Raw genomic sequence first — 17,235 nt, 5'->3', positions numbered from 1 at the left:
ATGAAAGTAGCTACAAAAAGGGAGTGTCAATATGCGCAAAAACGACAAGAGTAAAGTAAAAGAAGTCGTCCAGATGCTGCATGAACTCGGCGTAAAGGTTTCATCTTCAAAATCGCGTTTTGAAATTATGAACCGCATTGCAAACAAAGAACAACTCAGACTTAAAGAGAATAATATTTAAATAAAACTGCTACAGGGGCATCTGTAGCAGTTTTATTTGTTCTTAGCAGGTTGAGATAGCTGATGAAAATACATACTTAATAGAACGCCGATTGCTACCATGTTAGACCAGAGTCCACTACCACCATAACTAATAAATGGTAAAGGTAGTCCAGTAATAGGAACAAGTTGAATTGTCATTCCAATGTTTTGGAAGATATGAAAGACCAGCAATGAGATATAACCAATAATAAAGTAAGATGCAAAGCTATCTGTTGCTTGAAAAGCCATGCGAATCATATGCAAAATCAACATGAATAAGATTAAGATTACGATGGTTGAACCGATAAAACCAAATTCTTCTCCGATAATGGTGAAGATAAAGTCTGTATGGTTTTCTGGGATATAGATAATACCTTCTGTGTATCCTTTACCGTTTATCCCACCGGAACCTATTGCAGTTAAGGAGTTTGTTAATTGGAAACCACTATCTGACTGAAACTCCTCTGGTGTTATCCAAGAGTATATTCTTTCAAATTGATAAGGGTGGATACCGAGATACTTCTCAAGTAAATCTGGGCGATAGAGTATACCTAGAATTAAAGCAAGACCAGTGGTTGCTGCAACAGTTAATGTAGGAATGATTAGCCACCAACTGATGCCAGAAACTACAACAAGACCTAAGAATATAGCGATCATAACAAGTACAGTACCCATATCGTTCTGCAAGAGAATTAAGAGCATAGGTAAGATTGACAGTACAATGAGCTTTAAAAGTAAGCGTAAATCCATAGCTAAGCTATTAGCTAACTTATACTTATTGTGTTGACTGATTGCATAAGCCATAGTCAAGATATAGATAATCTTAACGAACTCAGATGGTTGAATCGAGAAAAAGCCAAACTGATACCAACTCTTTGCGCCGTTAATGATCGGTGTAATTGACGATACTGGAGCAATGTAAAGTATTAGTAAGCTGAGAGTACCTAATATGTATAAGATCCATGTGTAAGATTTAATGAGTTTAAAAGGTACACACATAATGGTAATGGCAATGACAAAGCCAAGTCCGTAGAACATCATTTGCCTAGTAGTGAAATCAGTATTATACTGACCACTGGTCATGGCAGAATTAATAGAGATGACACTGACACTTGCTAAGAGGATAATCATTATTATTAATATCCAATCAATTCGGGCAAAAATGTTTGTATTTTGTCTTTGATATTTATTTTTACTCACAAAAGTCACCTAATTCTATATAGAAATCATGACATACAGTATACAACTATTTTATAATTATATCAGTAAATAAGAAAAATTAGGATGAAGAAAATGATAGAAAGAACTATAGAACAAATTGCACAATATTGTAATGGCCAAATGAATCAGGCAGCAAAACTTCAAAAAGATCAGTCTATCAAAGGAGTCTCTATCGACACGAGAACCCTAGAGGCCGGAAATCTTTTCGTTCCTTTTAAAGGAGAAAATGTGGATGGTCATCGCTTTATTGATATGGCGATTAAAAAAGGTGCAGCACTGACTTTAACCGAAGAAGAAAATAGTGAAGTCAATATACCAGCGATTATTGTTAAAGATGGCCTAAAAGCTTTACAGGATATCTCAAGAGCATACTTACAAGAAGTTGGACCTAAGGTTGTAGCAGTAACTGGCTCTAACGGTAAAACGACAACAAAAGATATGATTGAATGTGTCTTATCTAAGCGTTATAAGGTACAAAAAACTCAAGGTAATTTCAACAATGAGATTGGCTTACCACTCACAATTTTACAATTAGATGAAGATACTGAAGTATCTATTCTAGAAATGGGTATGGATAAGCGTGGGGATATTGATTTTCTCAGTACTTTAACCAAACCAGATATTGCTGTCGTAACCAGTGTCGGAGAATCACACATTGAAATGCTTGGCTCTAGAGAAAGTATCGCTTTAGCAAAGTATGAAATAGTTAACGGTTTAAAAAATGAGGGGACTTTTATCTACTCAAAAGATTACCCTCTTTTAGAACAGATCGTAGATAACAAGGTAGATTATTCTATTAAGAGTGCGGGACTTGATAACAGTAATGATGATCAAGTTACCGAAGTTAGAGCTGATGGTGAGGGGACTCGCTTTAAGTTTAAAGGTCAGAATTTTAAAATTTCACAGCTCGGAGCTCACAATGCTTTAAATGCTTCACTTGCAATTTTAGTGGGTGAGACACTTGGAGTATCTTTAGAAGAAAGTAAAGATAATCTAGAAGACCTATCAGTGACGAGTATGAGAATGGAAAGAATTCAAGATGAGAGCGGCGCTCTGATCATTAATGATGCTTATAATGCATCTAAGGCAAGTATGATTAGTGCGATTGATACGGTTGGTAGTCTAAAGCACCAAGACAAAATACTTGTTTTAGCAGATATTTTAGAACTTGGCGACTATAAGGAAGTACTTCATGTTGATGTTGCTAACTTTATAAATAGTACACCGTATGACTTTACTATGATTTATACTTTTGGCGAAGGTAGTAAATATATTCATAATGCACTTAAGACAAATAACAAGGTACATTTTGATTCGATCGAAGAGCTAAGAAGAAGTGTAAGAGAACACTTTAATGCTGATACAGTCATCCTATTAAAAGGATCAAGAGGAATGGCGTTAGAAAGGGTGCTAACAGATAGCTAAGTTAGGAATTTTATTTTTACATGGATATACAGGCGGAAGGTTCGAACTTGAACCAACATTTAAGTATTTGAAAACCCGTTATGATTTTGAATATGAATTTCCCTTATATCCAGGACACGGTATAAACTTAAATATGAATGGTGTGAAGGGAGACGAATGGTATCAAGAAGCAGAACTTGCTTTTTTGAATCTACAAAAGCGAGTGGATACCATATATATAATCGGCTATTCTATGGGTGGAGTCTTTGCTAGTTTTTTAGCACAAAATTATAAGGTTGATGGTTTGGTGCTAATTGCACCTGCTTTTGACCATACTAAAATCAGTAAGCTACACCGTCTGCACTTATCATCAAATGATATGAAGGAACATCTCCGAATCAACATGATAAAACAAGTGAAACCAAGACTTAAACATATTCCTTTAAGAGCAATGACAGAATTTGTGAATATTGTAGAAAGTAAAACTGGAGATTTAAGTAAAATTGAATGTCCGGTCAAAATTATTCATGGAAAGATTGATTTGTTGGTGCCATATGAAACGAGTATTCGAGCGGAAAAGGAGATACCAAATAGCAGTTTAAGTCTCTTAGACTACGCCCCACACCTATTTATGTTTACCGAAGAGAGCTTGCTAAAAGTCAATATTCTCACCGAACGCTTCATATTTAAATAAACGAATATTTCAGCTTGTGGAATCGACTCGAAAGTGTTACTATAGAGAAGTTGTACATGCGAGAAATGAATAGTCAAAGGAGACTAAAGTTTGAAGATTTTTAAAGAATTAGGAATCAGTGATGACACAATACAGTCAATTACTGAGATGGGGTTCACAGAGCCTACTCCAATACAGGAAGAAAGTATTCCATTAGCATTAGAGAGAAAGGACATCCTTGGTCAAGCACAAACTGGTACAGGTAAAACAGGTGCCTTTGGGATTCCAATTGTAGAGAACACTACAAAAGGGTCAGGTTCACAAGTCATTGTTTTAACACCTACTAGAGAGCTTGCAGTCCAAGTTGCTGATCAACTCAAAGCATTTGCTAAGAGAAAAAAATTGTCCACTGCTGTAATCTTTGGTGGTATGAGTATCGAACGCCAAATCAAAGATTTAAAAAGAAAGCCTGAAATCATAGTAGGGACACCTGGTCGTATGATTGACCATATTAATCGTCGTACTTTGAAGTTAGACGATGTTGAAACACTAGTATTAGATGAAGCGGATGAAATGATGAACATGGGCTTCATCGATGATGTTAAATTTATTATGAGCAAAGTACCTGAAGAAGGACGCCAAACATTGCTCTTCTCCGCAACTATGCCACGCGCTATTCAAGATTTAGTGACGCGCTTTATGAAAAATCCAACTGTTGTAAAAACTATGAACCAAAATAATTCTGATCCACTTATTGATGAATTTTATACGATTGTTAAAGAGTTAGAAAAACTTTCAGTATTCACATCTTTCTTAGATGTACATCAACCGGAGTTAGCTATTGTTTTCGGACGTACAAAACGCCGTGTGGATGAATTAACAAGTGCTCTAATCGCTAAAGGTTATAGAGCAGAAGGCTTACACGGAGACATTACTCAGTCTAAACGACTTGAAGTATTGAAGAAATTTAAAAATAATTCCCTCGATATTTTAGTAGCGACAGACGTTGCAGCTAGAGGCTTAGATATTTCAGGAGTATCACATGTGTACAACTTCGATATTCCACAAGATACTGAGTCTTATACACACCGCATTGGTCGTACAGGCCGTGCTGGTAAAGAAGGTATGGCATTAACATTTGTTAATCCAGTTGAAATGGACTTCTTACGTCAGATTGAAAATGACAAGAAAAAACCAATCAGAGCACTTCGTCCACCAAGTAAAAAAGAAGTGGAAAAAGCTCGTGAAAAAGAAGTGTTTGAAAAAATTGGTAAATGGTTAGAAGAAAATGATAACGAACATACTTTAGAAATTGCTGAATCACTTATGACAGAACATGAGCCAAAAGCAATTATCGCATCACTTGTAAACGAACTTCTGTATTCCAAAGAGGATGATAATATTCAATTATCCTTTGAAAAACCACTTTCTCGCAAAGGTAACGGACGCAGAGGTAAACCAAATTATAGTAAAGGCGGCCAAAGAGGCGGTCAAAGACGTGGCGGCAGAGATAACTTCAAACCACGTGGTAAAAACACTAACAAACGCAGTAGTCATGGTGGACGCACTTCCAAACAAGGTCGTGTCTTTAAAGACCATCAGAAATAAGTAGAAAGAGTCAGGAAATCTTTGATTTCCTGACTCTTTTTTCTCTATTATGAGTAATGTATTATAGAAGTATAGAAGAAAGGTGTGAAATTATGATACCCATGTCTACAAGCGTTAGACCATATATAATGGTCAGGAACTTAATACTATGGTTATTAGTCTTAGCCATTCTAGCTACACTATCTATCTTAACCTTTAAATTTTCATGGCCACCATGGTTATTTTACATATATGGAAGCATTACAATATTATGGTTGATCGGCTTTGTTATCTTAAAACCTATTATTTATAGTAAGGTCACCTCTTATCAACTATTTGATGATCGCATCATCGTCAGACAAGGTTTCTTTACAGTTAAGACTCAAATGATTCCCATAAAAAGAGCTCAGGGTGTTAGTTTTACTAGTGGTCCAATTTCTAGACGATTTGGACTTGGACATATAGAAATTAAAACGGCAGGCTTTGGTATACATTTACCACCCTTAAAAATTGATGAAGCTAGATCGTTAAAAACTCAAATTATTGAACTAGTAAAGGGGGAAACAAGTGATGTATAGTCCTCAAAGATTACATCCAATTGCTTATTTAGGCAGTGTGATTAAAGGGATAAAAACAATGTTTTTCCCAGCGATTATCATTCTTTTTAATATGCGTGAAGAATTGCTATCTGGTTCAGTCAACCTCTGGATGATTTTAAGCGGTGGCGGGATTCTGCTCTTTATTTTTATTCTATTTACAGCATTTGATATCTTAAATAAACTGAGAACTCGCTTTTGGATCGAAGACGATAAGTTTGTTTATAAAGATGGTGTTTTAACAAGAAATGAAAAAGATTTAGATATAAAGAGAATCCAATCGATCGACTTTAATGAACCTTTTTTCCACAGATTATTTGGGGCAGTCCAACTCGATGTGTTAACACCTGGTGATGGGATTAAAATAGATACAATAAAAAAATCTCAAGCAGCCGAACTTAGACAAGCGATCTATCAGGCACAAGAGAATAAAGAAATTGAAATTGGCAGTGCTAGCCCTTGGCCAAGAGATGAAGAAGACGTTCAAAATGAAACGAAGAAAGACTTTTTAACAGTCAAGAAAATGTCCTTTAAAGAATTGTTATTAATGGCGATGACAAGCGGTGGACTCGGAGTCTTTGCTGCGATCTTCTTTGGTATTTTAAATGTTGTCGGTGGAGAAATAATCATAGAGAATTATTTATCATATTTTGAATCTATAATAAGAAGTGTCGTCTTTGCAATCGTCGTTGCTTCTTTAATCTTTGTTGTGATTGGCTATATCATCGGAACGATTATCATTTTGATTAAAAATTATGACTATACACTCAAAAGACGTGGGGATGACCTATTAGTGAACTATGGTCTTTTTTCTAAAAAAAGTAAGAGTGTAAATATTAACCGCGTACAAAATGTCATTATTTCTGATAGCATCATCCGCCGTTTAATCGGTTACTATGCATTATCAGTTTCAATTACTAGTGACTCTTTAGAATCAGAGCAAATAGATGGTAAGGTGAAATTACTACCATTTATCAAGAAAAAAGAACTCTATGGCATTCTTAAAGATATTTTCCCTAACTACAATATAAATGTACCTGAACGAGTTGTCCCACTGCGCTCATATAGACGCTACTTTCAGTTTTCTATCTTGTTCATCCTGATTATTACTGGTGTCTTGGCATACTTCTTCCATGGTGAAACTTTCATGTTTTATATTTATATTGCAGCTCTAGTCATACTAATTGCCGTTATAGTGAGCGGTATATACAGTGCCAAGAACGTTGGCTATACTATTGTTAACGATGAAATAAATGTGATGACGGTTTCTCTTTTTACACGACATCACTATGCGATAAAGCACGATAAAATAATTAATACAGTTTATCGACGCAATCCTTTCTTACACAGAGCAGATCTAGGGCATATAGAAGTGAGTACAGCTGGTGGAATTGGCGAATCATCAGCGGAAATTAAGTTTATCGAAAAAGAAGATATAGAAAGAATATGGGCCTATATAGAGAGGGGGAAAGAACATGACGAGAATTTCACCGAGAGCCATCAAACTGTGGAGAATCAGAGCACTGATTAACAGTGGCATATGGTTAGTCATATCACTAGCCTTAGGAATAGGGGCTATCTTTATCGATTTTATACCTTGGTGGTCATTATTAATTCCTTTAGCTGTGGTCTTTTACATTTTGCTAGTCAGTGTTTGGATTATGCCTAAATTACGCTATAAATATTTCACCTATGAAGTTTTGAAAGATGAAATCAGAATTCACTCTGGCATTTGGTTTAAACATGAAGATGCAGTCCCTCTTTTTAGAGTCCAAAATATTGACACGACTGTCGGACCAATCATGAAAAAGATGGATCTAAAAGGAATATCCCTACAAACTTCAGCAGAAAGATTGTATATTCCCGAACTTGAAACGCCTAAAGCAGACCAATTAAGACAAGACATAAGAGAATTAATTAACTACAATGTAAACAAACAGAATCAAGGTGACATCATATGATAAAGGGACTCGGTACTGACATAATTGAGTTATCGAGAATTAGTAAGGTAAATAAAGATGACCGTTTAGCTAAAAGAATACTCAGCGAAAAAGAATGGGAGTACTATAAAAATATAGATAATGAGACTAGAAAAATTTCTTTCTTAGGTGGGCGTTTTGCAGTCAAAGAAGCTTATAGCAAGGCACTTGGAACAGGAATTGGTAAGACTGTGAGCTTTAATGAAATCACTTGTATAAATGATCAACATGGCAAGCCGTTAATCGACGGCTCACCACACGTTCATGTATCGATATCACATTCTCGTGACTATGCAACTGCTACAGTGATTATTGAGGGGGATATAAATGTCTGATAAATACTATAGGGATACTGTTTTAGAAGTAGATTTAGATGCAATTACAAAAAATTATCTTGCCATTCAAAGAAAAAATCATGACAAGACTTTTATTGCAGTTGTCAAAGCAGATAGTTATGGATTAGGGGCTGAGGTCGTTAGTAACCATTTAGCAGCAAAAGGGGTAACTTTTTTTGCTGTTGCTACTTTAGACGAGGCGATTGCTCTTCGCATGCATGGTATTAAAGAGAAAATTTTAGTACTTGGAACAATTCATCCAGAGCATATCAACAAAGCGATTCAACATCGAATCGCAGTGACTGCACCCAATCTTTCTTGGGTGGAAGCGGCAATTGATAAGGTGGACGAAAAGTACGACAAAAAAGTTTGGATTCACATTAAAGTAAATACTGGCATGAACCGGTACGGTACATCAGATATTGAAGAAATTAAGACAATGATCAACAAAGTTAATCACTATCAACGCTTTATATATGAGGGAATTTATAGTCACTTTACTTCTAGCGATATAGAGGGGAAAGCAACTGAAGAAGAATACAATGAGTTTAAGAGAATTGTTGAAGCAGTCGAAAGACCTAGCTATGTTCACATTGCTAACTCTGGTGGTGCGCTCTTGTTAGATGAAGATTTTACTACTGCCGTAAGAAGCGGTATTTCACTCTACGGCTATTATCCTAGTCTTTATACTAAAGAAAATACCACAGTTAAGCTACAGCCGTCTGTACGCTTAGTCAGTCAAATCTGTGCAATTCATCACCTAAGAAAAGGTGAAAGTGTGAGTTACGGTAGAACATACACAGCATCAGACAATGAAACAGTGGCAACTATACCAATTGGTTATGCGGATGGCTTATGGCGTCAGCATAGAGGCTTCGATGTAAAGCTTAAGAATGAAAATGTGCCAATCATTGGTACAATTTGTATGGATGCTTTAATAATTAAAGTTCCAGACAATACAAAAGTTGGAGAAAGTGTTACTATTATTGATAATTCAAGCGATAGTGATCAGGCTCTAGAAAAATATAGCGAATATGTCGACACGATTTCATATGAAGCACTTTGTGCTTTAGGTAGAAGATTAGTTCGTTATTATTTAACAGAGGATGAAAAACTGGTATATAATGCAATAATAAATTGAATATAATAACAGACATGACAAGCCGTTGTTCAAGATGTTATGATTGAATTAAGATATAGATTTTGGAGCTGAGTGTTGATGAACTTATCAGGATACAGCGAGTTGGAAAAAGAATTAGTTGTAGGCTATTTAGAGATGGCTGAACTAAATTTAATGATTGCTCGTGAAAGCTTTTCCGCTGAATGTGAGGCTTATCATGTCAGTCTTTTAGATTTAAAGAGTAATGGTGCAGCATGCAATGACAGAAAAGATGGTGAATAGATGAAAAGAGGAGAAGTTTATTTAGCTGATCTTTCACCTGTGCAGGGTTCTGAACAAGGGGGGAAGCGCCCTGTTGTTATTATCCAAAATAATGTGGGTAACCGTCACAGTCCGACTGTGATTGTTGCCGCCATTACTGGAAAAATAAATAAAGCCAAGATACCTACACATGTTGAAATTTCCAAGGATACTTATAAGCTTGATATGGACTCAGTAATATTATTAGAGCAAATTCGGACGGTGGATAAAACACGTCTAGAAGAAAAACTTACATATTTAGACGAAGAAAAGATGCGTGAAGTTAATGAAGCGCTTATAATCAGTCTAGCCTTAGGTCCAAAAAAGAAAAAGACAAAAAAATATAAGAAGACAGCGAATTAGACTTTTGGGAACAAAAGTCTTTTTTAAAATCGGAGGTGGATAAGGTGACTTACATAGACGATATAGTAGAAGAGTACAAGATGCTCATCACAGACTACTTAAAAACAAAAGATATAAATACACTTCTTGATGCGGCGCATGACTTTAGTGAGAGAGCTATTGATATAGATATTTCTCCGGATGAAATGATTGCCTTACATATAGAACTAATCGATGCTATGCCGCTTGATGATTATCAGTCCTTGAAAGATTCCTTAGATATCTTGCAAGAAGTAATGATTCACTTTGGTTTTACATATAAAGACTATAAGGCAATGCTGAATAAGCTTGAACGTCATGACCAAGAAATGGATGTAGCAGCAAGCCTTCAGGAAACGATGCTAAAAACATCTATACCGTCAATCGAAGAACTGGAGATTGGAGCAATTAGCGTACCTGCTAGGAAGGTGAGTGGGGACTACTATAATATTATCGAGCATAAAGATGATAAACTCACTTTTGCAGTTGCTGATGTTATCGGTAAGGGGATTCCTGCTGCCATTGCTATGTCCATGTTAAAGTTTGGTATGGACATGACACCATCATCAAACCCACCTTCAGACTCACTTGTGCGTTTAAATCAATTGGTTGAGAAAAACGTCAATAAAAATATGTTTGTGACTATGTTTTATGGTCTATACGATTTTATGACAGGAAAGTTATGTTTTTCGAGTGCAGGGCACGAACCAGCTTTTGTCTATCGACATGAAGAAGATGATTTTGAAGAAATTGATGGTAAGGGTCTAGTCTTAGGCGTACTAAGTGACACTTCTTATGAAGAAGTATCTGTGGAATTAGGACATAATGATATGGTCTTTGTTTATACAGATGGTGTCTCCGAATTAAGAAAGCACGATGAGTCCTTTATCGATATGGAAGATATTAAAGATATGATTAGAGAATCTAAGGATCAGCATCCTCAAGATATTGTGCAATACATATACGAAAATTTAACGCGCATGCGTCATCAAAGTTATAGAGATGATTTAACAATGTTCATTATTAAAAATAAAAATACTCAATAAGTTTCAAGTTTGATTTTTAAGGGTAAAATTAACTAGGTATAATGTACAGAAATAAGCGAATGGAGTGCGTAAATAGCTATGAATATCAATATAGATGTAACTGAAAATAATGAGGAGTATCTTGTCAGTGTAAAAGGTGAACTTGATGTTTACACTGCTCCTGAGTTAAAACAAGTGTTTGAGCCCATTTCTTCGAGTGGAGAACATAACTTGGTTGTCGATTTAAGTGAATTAAACTATATGGATTCAACAGGCTTAGGTATTTTTGTAGGCACATTAAAAGATTTAAACAAGAACAATAAGGAACTCCACGTATTGGGAGTTAACGATAGAATAATGAAACTGTTTGAAATTACTGGCTTACGTGACTTGATGTATGTAAACAAGCGTTCGGAGGTCGACTGAAATGACTCGAAATTATGATTTTATTGAAATGAAGTTTCCGTCTAGTGCAGAATATGTAGGTTTGATTAGATTAACTTTATCTGGTGTATTATCACGCGCTGGTGCAACCTATGATGATATAGAAGATTCTAAAATTGCTGTATCTGAGGCTGTAACAAATGCAGTGAAACACGCTTATCAACAAGATGAAAAAGGTGAAGTCTCTGTTGGTTTCGCAGTTTTTGATGACAAGGTAGAAATTATCGTTGCTGATAATGGACAGAGCTTTGACTACGAAACAATTAAAGACGAACTTGGACCATATGATGAGAATGAAAACATTGATTATTTAAGAGAAGGAGGCCTTGGGCTATTCCTTATCGAAACGCTTATGGATGAAGTGTCTTTCAAAAGACAAGCAGGAGTTACAATTAGCATGACGAAGTATATTAGTGAAAGTCAGGTGCAACCGAATGGAGAAGCAATCTCAAGATAATAATTACGGACTGCCACCTGAAGAGGTCAATCAGCTGATTAAAAGCTATCAGGAACAAGAAGATGAAGCTGCTCAACAAAAGCTCGTCGAAAACTATACAAAACTTGTTGAATCGTTAGCTTACAGATATTCAAGGGGGCAGTCTCATCACGAAGATTTAGTGCAGGTGGGAATGCTTGGTTTACTTGGTGCAATCAGACGTTTTGATACTTCTTTTGAACGCAGATTTGAAGTCTTTTTAGTACCAACTGTGGTCGGAGAAATCAAACGCTATCTTCGGGATAAGACATGGAGTGTTCATGTACCGAGGCGCATTAAAGAACTTGGACCACGTATTAAAAATACTACTGACCAGCTAACGAATGAGTTAGAGCGTTCTCCAACTATTCAAGAACTTGCTGATAAGTTAGAAGTTACTGAAGAAGAAGTTCTAGAAGCAATGGAGATGGGTCAGAGCTACAATGCATTATCTGTCGATCATTCAATTGAAGCGGATAAGGATGGCTCAACAGTTACTCTACTAGATGTTATGGGACAAGCTGATGATAATTATGACCTCGCTGAAAAGAGAATGATTTTAGAAAAAGTCTTACCTATTCTAAGTGAGAGAGAACAAGAAATTATTCACTCAACCTTTATAGATGGGCTTAGTCAAAAAGAAACTGGCGAACGTATCGGACTCAGTCAGATGCATGTTTCGAGGTTACAACGTTCTGCCATTAAAAAGTTAAGAGAAGCAGTTAAAGAGGTAGAATAAAATTATGATTTGCCCAGTCTGTTCACAGATTGGGCTTTTTCTTAGGAGCGAACATTCACATGACAGAACAGTTAATCAAACACATAGCGACAAATATGAAAATTAAAAAAGTGTACGTTTCTAAGGTTTTAGAACTTTTAAGAGATAAAAACACTGTGCCATTTATTGCAAGGTATCGTAAGGAAGCAACGGGCGGCTTAGATGAAGTTGTTATCAAAGATATTGAAACAGAGTATCTTTACCTAGAAAATCTTAACAAGAGAAAAGATGAAGTTATTAGACTGATAGATGAGCAGGGTATGCTGACAGATGAACTAAAAGAAGACATCTTAAAACAGACTAAACAATCTAGAGTTGAAGATCTTTATCGTCCGTATAAACAAAAGAAAAAAACACGTGCAACAGAAGCTAAAAGACTAGGATTAGAACCTTTATCAAAAATTATTTTAGCGGGTACAGAAGCGGATATCGAAACGATCGCACAGGATTATCTAAACGAAGAAGTTACGACAGTTAAGATGGCAATTGATGGAGCTAAGGATATCATTGCTGAATATATTTCAGATAATCCAAAATATCGTCAATATATTATTAGAGTCATAAAAGATTCATCATCGATAACTACGACAGTTAAAAAGAATGCAGATGATCCTGAAGGCGTATTTGAAATGTACTATGATTATAGTGAAGCAGTTAAAAAAATTGTTCCTCATAGAATTCTCGCCATAAATCGTGGAGAAGCGTTAAAGGTATTAACAGTTAAATTTGCTCACAAAGAAGAGCTATTTGAAAGATACTTAAAAAAACAATTGCTCTCAGATTCTCATAAGACAGAAAATTTAATAACAGAAGCGATCGAAGATAGCCTGAAACGCTTGTTATTACCTTCTTTAGAAAGAGAAGTTAGAGCAGAGCTCACTGAAAAAAGTGAAGCGCATGCAGTTGAGATATTTGAAGAGAACTTAAAACGCTTGCTTCTTCAGCCACCACTAAAAGGAAGAATTATTTTAGGTCTAGATCCAGCTTATAGAACAGGCTGTAAACTTGCAGTCATTGATGAGAGTGGTGCTTTTGTAGCGAAAGATGTTATTTATCCTCATAAACCTGTTAACAAAAAAGAAGAAGCTAAAAAGAAAATATTAGAACTTATAGAAAAGCATGATGTCACTTTAGTGGCTATTGGTAATGGTACAGCCTCGCGTGAATCAGAAGAATTTATAGGTAGTTTAATTAAGGAACACCAGCTTGATTTACCTTATATTATCGTCAATGAAGCAGGGGCAAGTGTGTATTCAGCTTCAACAATTGCACGTGAAGAATTCCCTGATTTTAATGTCGAAGAAAGAAGTGCTGTGTCTATTGCTAGACGAGTGCATGATCCATTGAGTGAGCTCGTTAAAATTGATCCAAGGTCGATAGGTGTGGGTCAGTACCAACATGATATTAATCAGAAATTCCTAACTGAATCATTAAACTTTGTCGTAGAAACCGCTGTGAACCAAGTCGGTGTAGACGTAAATAGTGCTTCTGTTACGCTCTTGAAACATGTTGCTGGTTTGACGCCTGTAATCAGTAAAAATATTGTGGATTATAGAGAAGAGAACGGTGGTTTTAAAAAGAGAAGTGATTTAAAGAAAGTTGCTAGATTAGGTGATAAAACCTATGAGCAGTGTGTAGGTTTCTTGAGAATTTTTAATGGTAAAGAACCGTTAGATGTTACTCCAATTCATCCTGAACAATATAAGAATACTTATCAGTTGATCGATATGATGGATTTAACAATTGATGATCTCGGTAGCGAAAAAATTAGAGAGAAGTTATCTACTTTAAATATTAGAGAGACAGCTCAGGTTTTAAATGTTGGTGTCCCTACTTTAGAGGATATAATAGAAAGCTTAAAAGCGCCTCTTCGCGATGTCCGTGATCAATATGATACGCCAATGTTAAAATCAGATGTTCTAGATATTGAAGATTTAAAAGCTGATATGATTTTATCTGGAACGGTTAGGAATGTAACAGATTTTGGGGCATTCGTGGATATTGGTGTAAAACAAGATGGACTTGTTCATATATCGGAGCTTTCAAATCGCTTTATCAAGCATCCTTTAGAGGTTGTAAATACTGGTGATATTGTAGAAGTGAAAGTTATGGATGTTGATGTGAAGAAAAATAGAATCGCTTTAACCATGAAAAACATATAAAAAAAGGAGAGATTTTAAAATCTCTCCTTTTTCTTAATTTAATTACATGTTGTGGAAGTAATCAGGTTTTTCTAAGTCAACATCATTGATGTCGATTCCTAATGCACTTGCTACACCTTTACCGTATTCAGGGTCAGCTTGGTAGCAGTTGTAGATATGGCGGTGTTTAGTACGAGTTGTTGTTTCTGCCATGTCATCTGCTGTGTTTTTAAATAGACGTTGTTTTTCTTCTTCTGTTAGTAAACGGAATAGTTTACCAGGTTGCTCGAAGTAGTTGTCATCGTCGTCACGGAAGTTGTGTTCGTAAATTGATGCAGTTTCTAATTCTAAAGCAGGTTGTTTTGCATCAGGATCTGAGTTGTGAACACCGTAACTGTTAGGGTAGTAGTTAATGCCAGAACCCATGTTACCATCAACGCGCATTGCACCGTCTCTACTGAATGGGCAAACATTTGTCGCACCTTTAGGTGAGTTTACCGGAATTTGGTGGTGGTTAACACCTAGGCGGTATCTCTGAGTATCTCCATAAGAGAAAATACGACCTTGTAACATCTTATCTGGAGAGAAACCAATACCAGGGATAATGTTTGTTGGTGCAAATGCTGCTTGTTCTACTTCAGCAAAGTAGTTTTCAGGGTTTCTATTTAACTCGAACTCACCAACTGGAATAAGTGGGTAGTCACCTTTATACCAAACTTTAGTTAAGTCGAATGGATTGTCTGGGTGAGTTTTTGCTTGTTCTTCTGTCATTACTTGAATATAAACCTTCCATTTAGGGAAGTTACCTTCTTCAATTGCATTGAACAAGTCTCTTTGTGAAGATTCACGGTCTTTACCAACGATTGCTTCTGCTTCTTCATTAGTATAGTTCTCAATACCTTGTTGAGTGCGGAAGTGGAATTTAACCCACACGCGTTCGTTATCTTCATTAATCATGCTATATGTGTGTGAACCAAATCCGTGCATATTTCTAAAGCCTTTAGGAATACCTCTGTCAGACATTACGATTGTTACTTGGTGTAGTGCCTCAGGTAAGTTTGTCCAGAAATCCCAGTTGCTTTCAGCATTTTTCATATTAGTTTTAGGATCGCGTTTAACAACGTGGTTTAAACTTGGGAAAAGTTTAGGGTCGCGGAAGAAGAATACAGGTGTGTTGTTACCAACTAAGTCCCAGTTTCCATCTTCAGTATAAAATTTAAGTGCGAAACCACGAATGTCACGTTCTGCATCCGCAGCACCACGTTCACCAGCTACTGTAGAGAAACGTGCGAACATTTCTGTTTCTTTACCAACTTCACTAAAGATTTTAGCTTTAGTATACTGAGTGATATCGTGAGTTACTTTAAATGTACCGAAAGCACCAGAACCTTTAGCGTGCATTCTACGTTCTGGAATTACTTCACGGTCAAAGTGAGCCATCATATCTAAGAAGTACGGGTCTTGCATTACTAGTGGGCCACGAGGTCCAGCGGTTGCTGTGTTTTCACGATCGCCAACAGGGTTACCGAAAAGAGTGGTAAGTCTATTATTTTTATTCGTCATCAAGAACTTCCTCCATTAATTAGAATTATTATAAATAAACTATAACAAGCAAATCATTTAAAATCAAGCTTCTAAACTGAAATAAATATTAAGATTGCGACTATATGACAATTGTTTTAAATTAACAATATCTTAATAATTAGAGATAATAAAAAGGTCTAAATGAGAATTCCAAACAAATTTAAAATGGCTTTATATAGTAGGAAAAACTTTTTTACAACAAATATAAAAAATTGATGAATAATGTATTGACTTTGTTTATGAAACTCGGTATATTAATAAACGTTGTTACAATAGATGGCCCGTTGGTCAAGCGGTTAAGACACCGCCCTTTCACGGCGGTAACACGGGTTCGAGTCCCGTACGGGTCACCATTATTGTTAAGGTTAATATTTCATTAATTAATTTACAATAAATTATTGACAAGAAGAAATCATTGATTTATAATTTTATATCTAAACTGTTTGAGCTTAAAGCAACCAAGCGAAAGTGAAACAGAAAAATTCGTTGTTGACAGCGAGAATCGAAAGTGTTACAATAGGAGATGTCGCTAAAAAACGAAAGATATAATTTACCTTTTAAATTTTTCTTTTCGCGGTTGTGGCGGAATCGGCAGACGCGCTAGGTTGAGGGCCTAGTGGGAGTTAAATCCCGTGGAGGTTCAAGTCCTCTCAGCCGCACCATTAAAGCTCATATATATTATACATCTTATGCGGGTGTAGTTAAATGGCATAACCTCAGCCTTCCAAGCTGATGTCGTCGGTTCGATCCCGATCACCCGCTCCATTATTTTATTACATTAAAGAACATTGAAAACTGAATGACAATATGTCAACGTTTAATTCCGATAAAAACAGACTTCTTTAAGGAGTCACTTGAGGCGCACAAGACAAACGCAAAAACGTGATAGAGATATCACACGAGAGCTTAGACAAGTTTTCCAATCATGGAGAGTTTGATCCTGGCTCAGGATGAACGCTGGCGGCGTGCCTAATACATGCAAGTCGAGCGC

18 protein-coding genes, 3 tRNA genes and 1 rRNA gene are annotated in these 17,235 nt (G+C 36.1%); 20 read left to right on the top strand and 2 right to left on the bottom strand.

Features of this window, described 5'->3' with window-relative positions:
* Positions 1 to 31 precede the first annotated feature (31 nt).
* A complete protein-coding gene (locus tag JEOSCH030_RS02510) occupies positions 32 to 181 on the top strand; it encodes an Lmo0850 family protein (RefSeq protein WP_185125049.1) in 150 nt (49 codons plus the stop codon).
* A 32-nt stretch (positions 182 to 213) separates the two neighbouring features.
* Here the strand turns inward: JEOSCH030_RS02510 and JEOSCH030_RS02505 are convergent, their stop codons facing one another.
* The gene (locus JEOSCH030_RS02505) at positions 214 to 1,401 is read right to left on the bottom strand and encodes an FtsW/RodA/SpoVE family cell cycle protein (RefSeq protein ID WP_235962200.1); all 1,188 of its coding nucleotides are present in this window, start codon (positions 1,399 to 1,401) and stop codon (positions 214 to 216) included.
* A gap of 93 nt (positions 1,402 to 1,494) precedes the next feature.
* Here JEOSCH030_RS02505 and JEOSCH030_RS02500 point away from each other — a divergent pair, with 93 nt between their 5' ends.
* The 15 genes from JEOSCH030_RS02500 to JEOSCH030_RS02430 all read left to right on the top strand — a co-directional run bounded on the left by JEOSCH030_RS02500 (position 1,495) and on the right by JEOSCH030_RS02430 (position 14,681).
* On the top strand, positions 1,495 to 2,847 hold the full coding sequence (locus JEOSCH030_RS02500; RefSeq protein WP_185125048.1) for a UDP-N-acetylmuramoyl-tripeptide--D-alanyl-D-alanine ligase: 1,353 nt from the start codon (positions 1,495 to 1,497) through the stop codon (positions 2,845 to 2,847).
* A complete protein-coding gene (locus JEOSCH030_RS02495) occupies positions 2,840 to 3,520 on the top strand; it encodes an alpha/beta hydrolase (protein ID WP_328794781.1) in 681 nt (226 codons plus the stop codon). Before JEOSCH030_RS02500 ends, JEOSCH030_RS02495 begins: the two co-directional genes overlap by 8 nt.
* A 90-nt stretch (positions 3,521 to 3,610) precedes the next feature.
* Positions 3,611 to 5,107, top strand: a complete 1,497-nt coding sequence (locus JEOSCH030_RS02490) for a DEAD/DEAH box helicase (RefSeq protein WP_185125047.1) — start codon at positions 3,611 to 3,613, stop codon at positions 5,105 to 5,107.
* Between the two features lie 128 nt (positions 5,108 to 5,235).
* Entirely contained in the window at positions 5,236 to 5,664 is a 429-nt protein-coding gene (locus JEOSCH030_RS02485) for a PH domain-containing protein (protein ID WP_185125046.1), read from the top strand.
* Positions 5,657 to 7,213, top strand: a complete 1,557-nt coding sequence (locus JEOSCH030_RS02480) for a PH domain-containing protein (protein ID WP_185125288.1) — start codon at positions 5,657 to 5,659, stop codon at positions 7,211 to 7,213. The genes JEOSCH030_RS02485 and JEOSCH030_RS02480 overlap by 8 nt, the downstream gene beginning before the upstream one ends.
* Entirely contained in the window at positions 7,158 to 7,643 is a 486-nt protein-coding gene (locus JEOSCH030_RS02475) for a PH domain-containing protein (protein WP_185125045.1), read from the top strand. The genes JEOSCH030_RS02480 and JEOSCH030_RS02475 overlap by 56 nt, the downstream gene beginning before the upstream one ends.
* Positions 7,640 to 7,996, top strand: coding sequence for a holo-ACP synthase (gene acpS, locus JEOSCH030_RS02470; protein ID WP_185125044.1), 357 nt, complete (start codon positions 7,640 to 7,642; stop codon positions 7,994 to 7,996). The genes JEOSCH030_RS02475 and acpS overlap by 4 nt, the downstream gene beginning before the upstream one ends.
* Positions 7,989 to 9,137 carry an alanine racemase gene (gene alr / locus JEOSCH030_RS02465; protein WP_185125043.1) on the top strand — a complete coding sequence of 383 codons (1,149 nt, stop codon included), beginning with the start codon at positions 7,989 to 7,991 and terminating at the stop codon, positions 9,135 to 9,137. The genes acpS and alr overlap by 8 nt, the downstream gene beginning before the upstream one ends.
* A gap of 78 nt (positions 9,138 to 9,215) precedes the next feature.
* Positions 9,216 to 9,398, top strand: coding sequence for an antitoxin MazE (locus JEOSCH030_RS10820; RefSeq protein WP_235962198.1), 183 nt, complete (start codon positions 9,216 to 9,218; stop codon positions 9,396 to 9,398).
* Positions 9,399 to 9,779: a type II toxin-antitoxin system PemK/MazF family toxin gene (locus JEOSCH030_RS02455; protein WP_185125042.1), complete on the top strand. Its 381-nt coding sequence runs from the start codon at positions 9,399 to 9,401 to the stop codon at positions 9,777 to 9,779.
* Between the two features lie 44 nt (positions 9,780 to 9,823).
* A complete protein-coding gene (locus tag JEOSCH030_RS02450) occupies positions 9,824 to 10,843 on the top strand; it encodes a PP2C family protein-serine/threonine phosphatase (protein WP_185125041.1) in 1,020 nt (339 codons plus the stop codon).
* Positions 10,844 to 10,921: 78 nt separating this feature from the next.
* On the top strand, positions 10,922 to 11,248 hold the full coding sequence (locus JEOSCH030_RS02445) for an STAS domain-containing protein (RefSeq protein ID WP_185125040.1): 327 nt from the start codon (positions 10,922 to 10,924) through the stop codon (positions 11,246 to 11,248).
* A gap of 1 nt (position 11,249) precedes the next feature.
* Positions 11,250 to 11,723, top strand: coding sequence for an anti-sigma B factor RsbW (rsbW, locus tag JEOSCH030_RS02440; protein ID WP_185125039.1), 474 nt, complete (start codon positions 11,250 to 11,252; stop codon positions 11,721 to 11,723).
* Entirely contained in the window at positions 11,701 to 12,480 is a 780-nt protein-coding gene (gene sigB, locus JEOSCH030_RS02435; RefSeq protein ID WP_185125038.1) for an RNA polymerase sigma factor SigB, read from the top strand. Before rsbW ends, sigB begins: the two co-directional genes overlap by 23 nt.
* A 59-nt stretch (positions 12,481 to 12,539) precedes the next feature.
* Positions 12,540 to 14,681, top strand: a complete 2,142-nt coding sequence (locus tag JEOSCH030_RS02430; RefSeq protein ID WP_185125037.1) for a Tex family protein — start codon at positions 12,540 to 12,542, stop codon at positions 14,679 to 14,681.
* A gap of 42 nt (positions 14,682 to 14,723) precedes the next feature.
* On the opposite strand, the gene JEOSCH030_RS02425 is transcribed toward JEOSCH030_RS02430, so the two are convergent.
* On the bottom strand, positions 14,724 to 16,223 hold the full coding sequence (locus JEOSCH030_RS02425; RefSeq protein ID WP_185125036.1) for a catalase: 1,500 nt from the start codon (positions 16,221 to 16,223) through the stop codon (positions 14,724 to 14,726).
* 299 nt (positions 16,224 to 16,522) lie between these two features.
* Between JEOSCH030_RS02425 and JEOSCH030_RS02420 the strand changes: the two genes are divergently transcribed.
* The 4 genes from JEOSCH030_RS02420 to JEOSCH030_RS02405 all read left to right on the top strand — a co-directional run.
* Positions 16,523 to 16,597, top strand: a tRNA-Glu gene (locus JEOSCH030_RS02420).
* A 220-nt stretch (positions 16,598 to 16,817) separates the two neighbouring features.
* Positions 16,818 to 16,906 (top strand) — tRNA-Leu (locus tag JEOSCH030_RS02415).
* A 29-nt stretch (positions 16,907 to 16,935) separates the two neighbouring features.
* Positions 16,936 to 17,009 (top strand) — tRNA-Gly (locus JEOSCH030_RS02410).
* 157 nt (positions 17,010 to 17,166) lie between these two features.
* Positions 17,167 to 17,235 (top strand): 16S ribosomal RNA (locus tag JEOSCH030_RS02405); the annotation flags it as partial.

It is taken from the genome of Jeotgalicoccus meleagridis, from assembly GCF_903994045.1.
GTDB lineage: Bacteria > Bacillota > Bacilli > Staphylococcales > Salinicoccaceae > Jeotgalicoccus > Jeotgalicoccus meleagridis.
Note: the sequence above shows the minus strand (reverse complement) of the source record. Positions and strands in the feature narration are given on the sequence as shown.

Coding starts and splice junctions, on each gene's coding strand:
- JEOSCH030_RS02500 (WP_185125048.1), top strand. CDS start 1,495: ATGATAGAAAGAACTATAGAACAAATTGCACAATATTGTAATGGCCAA.
- JEOSCH030_RS02510 (WP_185125049.1), top strand. CDS start 32: ATGCGCAAAAACGACAAGAGTAAAGTAAAAGAAGTCGTCCAGATGCTG.
- JEOSCH030_RS02445 (WP_185125040.1), top strand. CDS start 10,922: ATGAATATCAATATAGATGTAACTGAAAATAATGAGGAGTATCTTGTC.
- JEOSCH030_RS02480 (WP_185125288.1), top strand. CDS start 5,657: ATGTATAGTCCTCAAAGATTACATCCAATTGCTTATTTAGGCAGTGTG.
- JEOSCH030_RS02475 (WP_185125045.1), top strand. CDS start 7,158: ATGACGAGAATTTCACCGAGAGCCATCAAACTGTGGAGAATCAGAGCA.
- acpS (WP_185125044.1), top strand. CDS start 7,640: ATGATAAAGGGACTCGGTACTGACATAATTGAGTTATCGAGAATTAGT.
- JEOSCH030_RS10820 (WP_235962198.1), top strand. CDS start 9,216: ATGAACTTATCAGGATACAGCGAGTTGGAAAAAGAATTAGTTGTAGGC.
- rsbW (WP_185125039.1), top strand. CDS start 11,250: ATGACTCGAAATTATGATTTTATTGAAATGAAGTTTCCGTCTAGTGCA.
- JEOSCH030_RS02425 (WP_185125036.1), bottom strand. CDS start 16,223: ATGACGAATAAAAATAATAGACTTACCACTCTTTTCGGTAACCCTGTT.
- alr (WP_185125043.1), top strand. CDS start 7,989: ATGTCTGATAAATACTATAGGGATACTGTTTTAGAAGTAGATTTAGAT.
- sigB (WP_185125038.1), top strand. CDS start 11,701: ATGGAGAAGCAATCTCAAGATAATAATTACGGACTGCCACCTGAAGAG.
- JEOSCH030_RS02485 (WP_185125046.1), top strand. CDS start 5,236: ATGGTCAGGAACTTAATACTATGGTTATTAGTCTTAGCCATTCTAGCT.
- JEOSCH030_RS02430 (WP_185125037.1), top strand. CDS start 12,540: ATGACAGAACAGTTAATCAAACACATAGCGACAAATATGAAAATTAAA.
- JEOSCH030_RS02455 (WP_185125042.1), top strand. CDS start 9,399: ATGAAAAGAGGAGAAGTTTATTTAGCTGATCTTTCACCTGTGCAGGGT.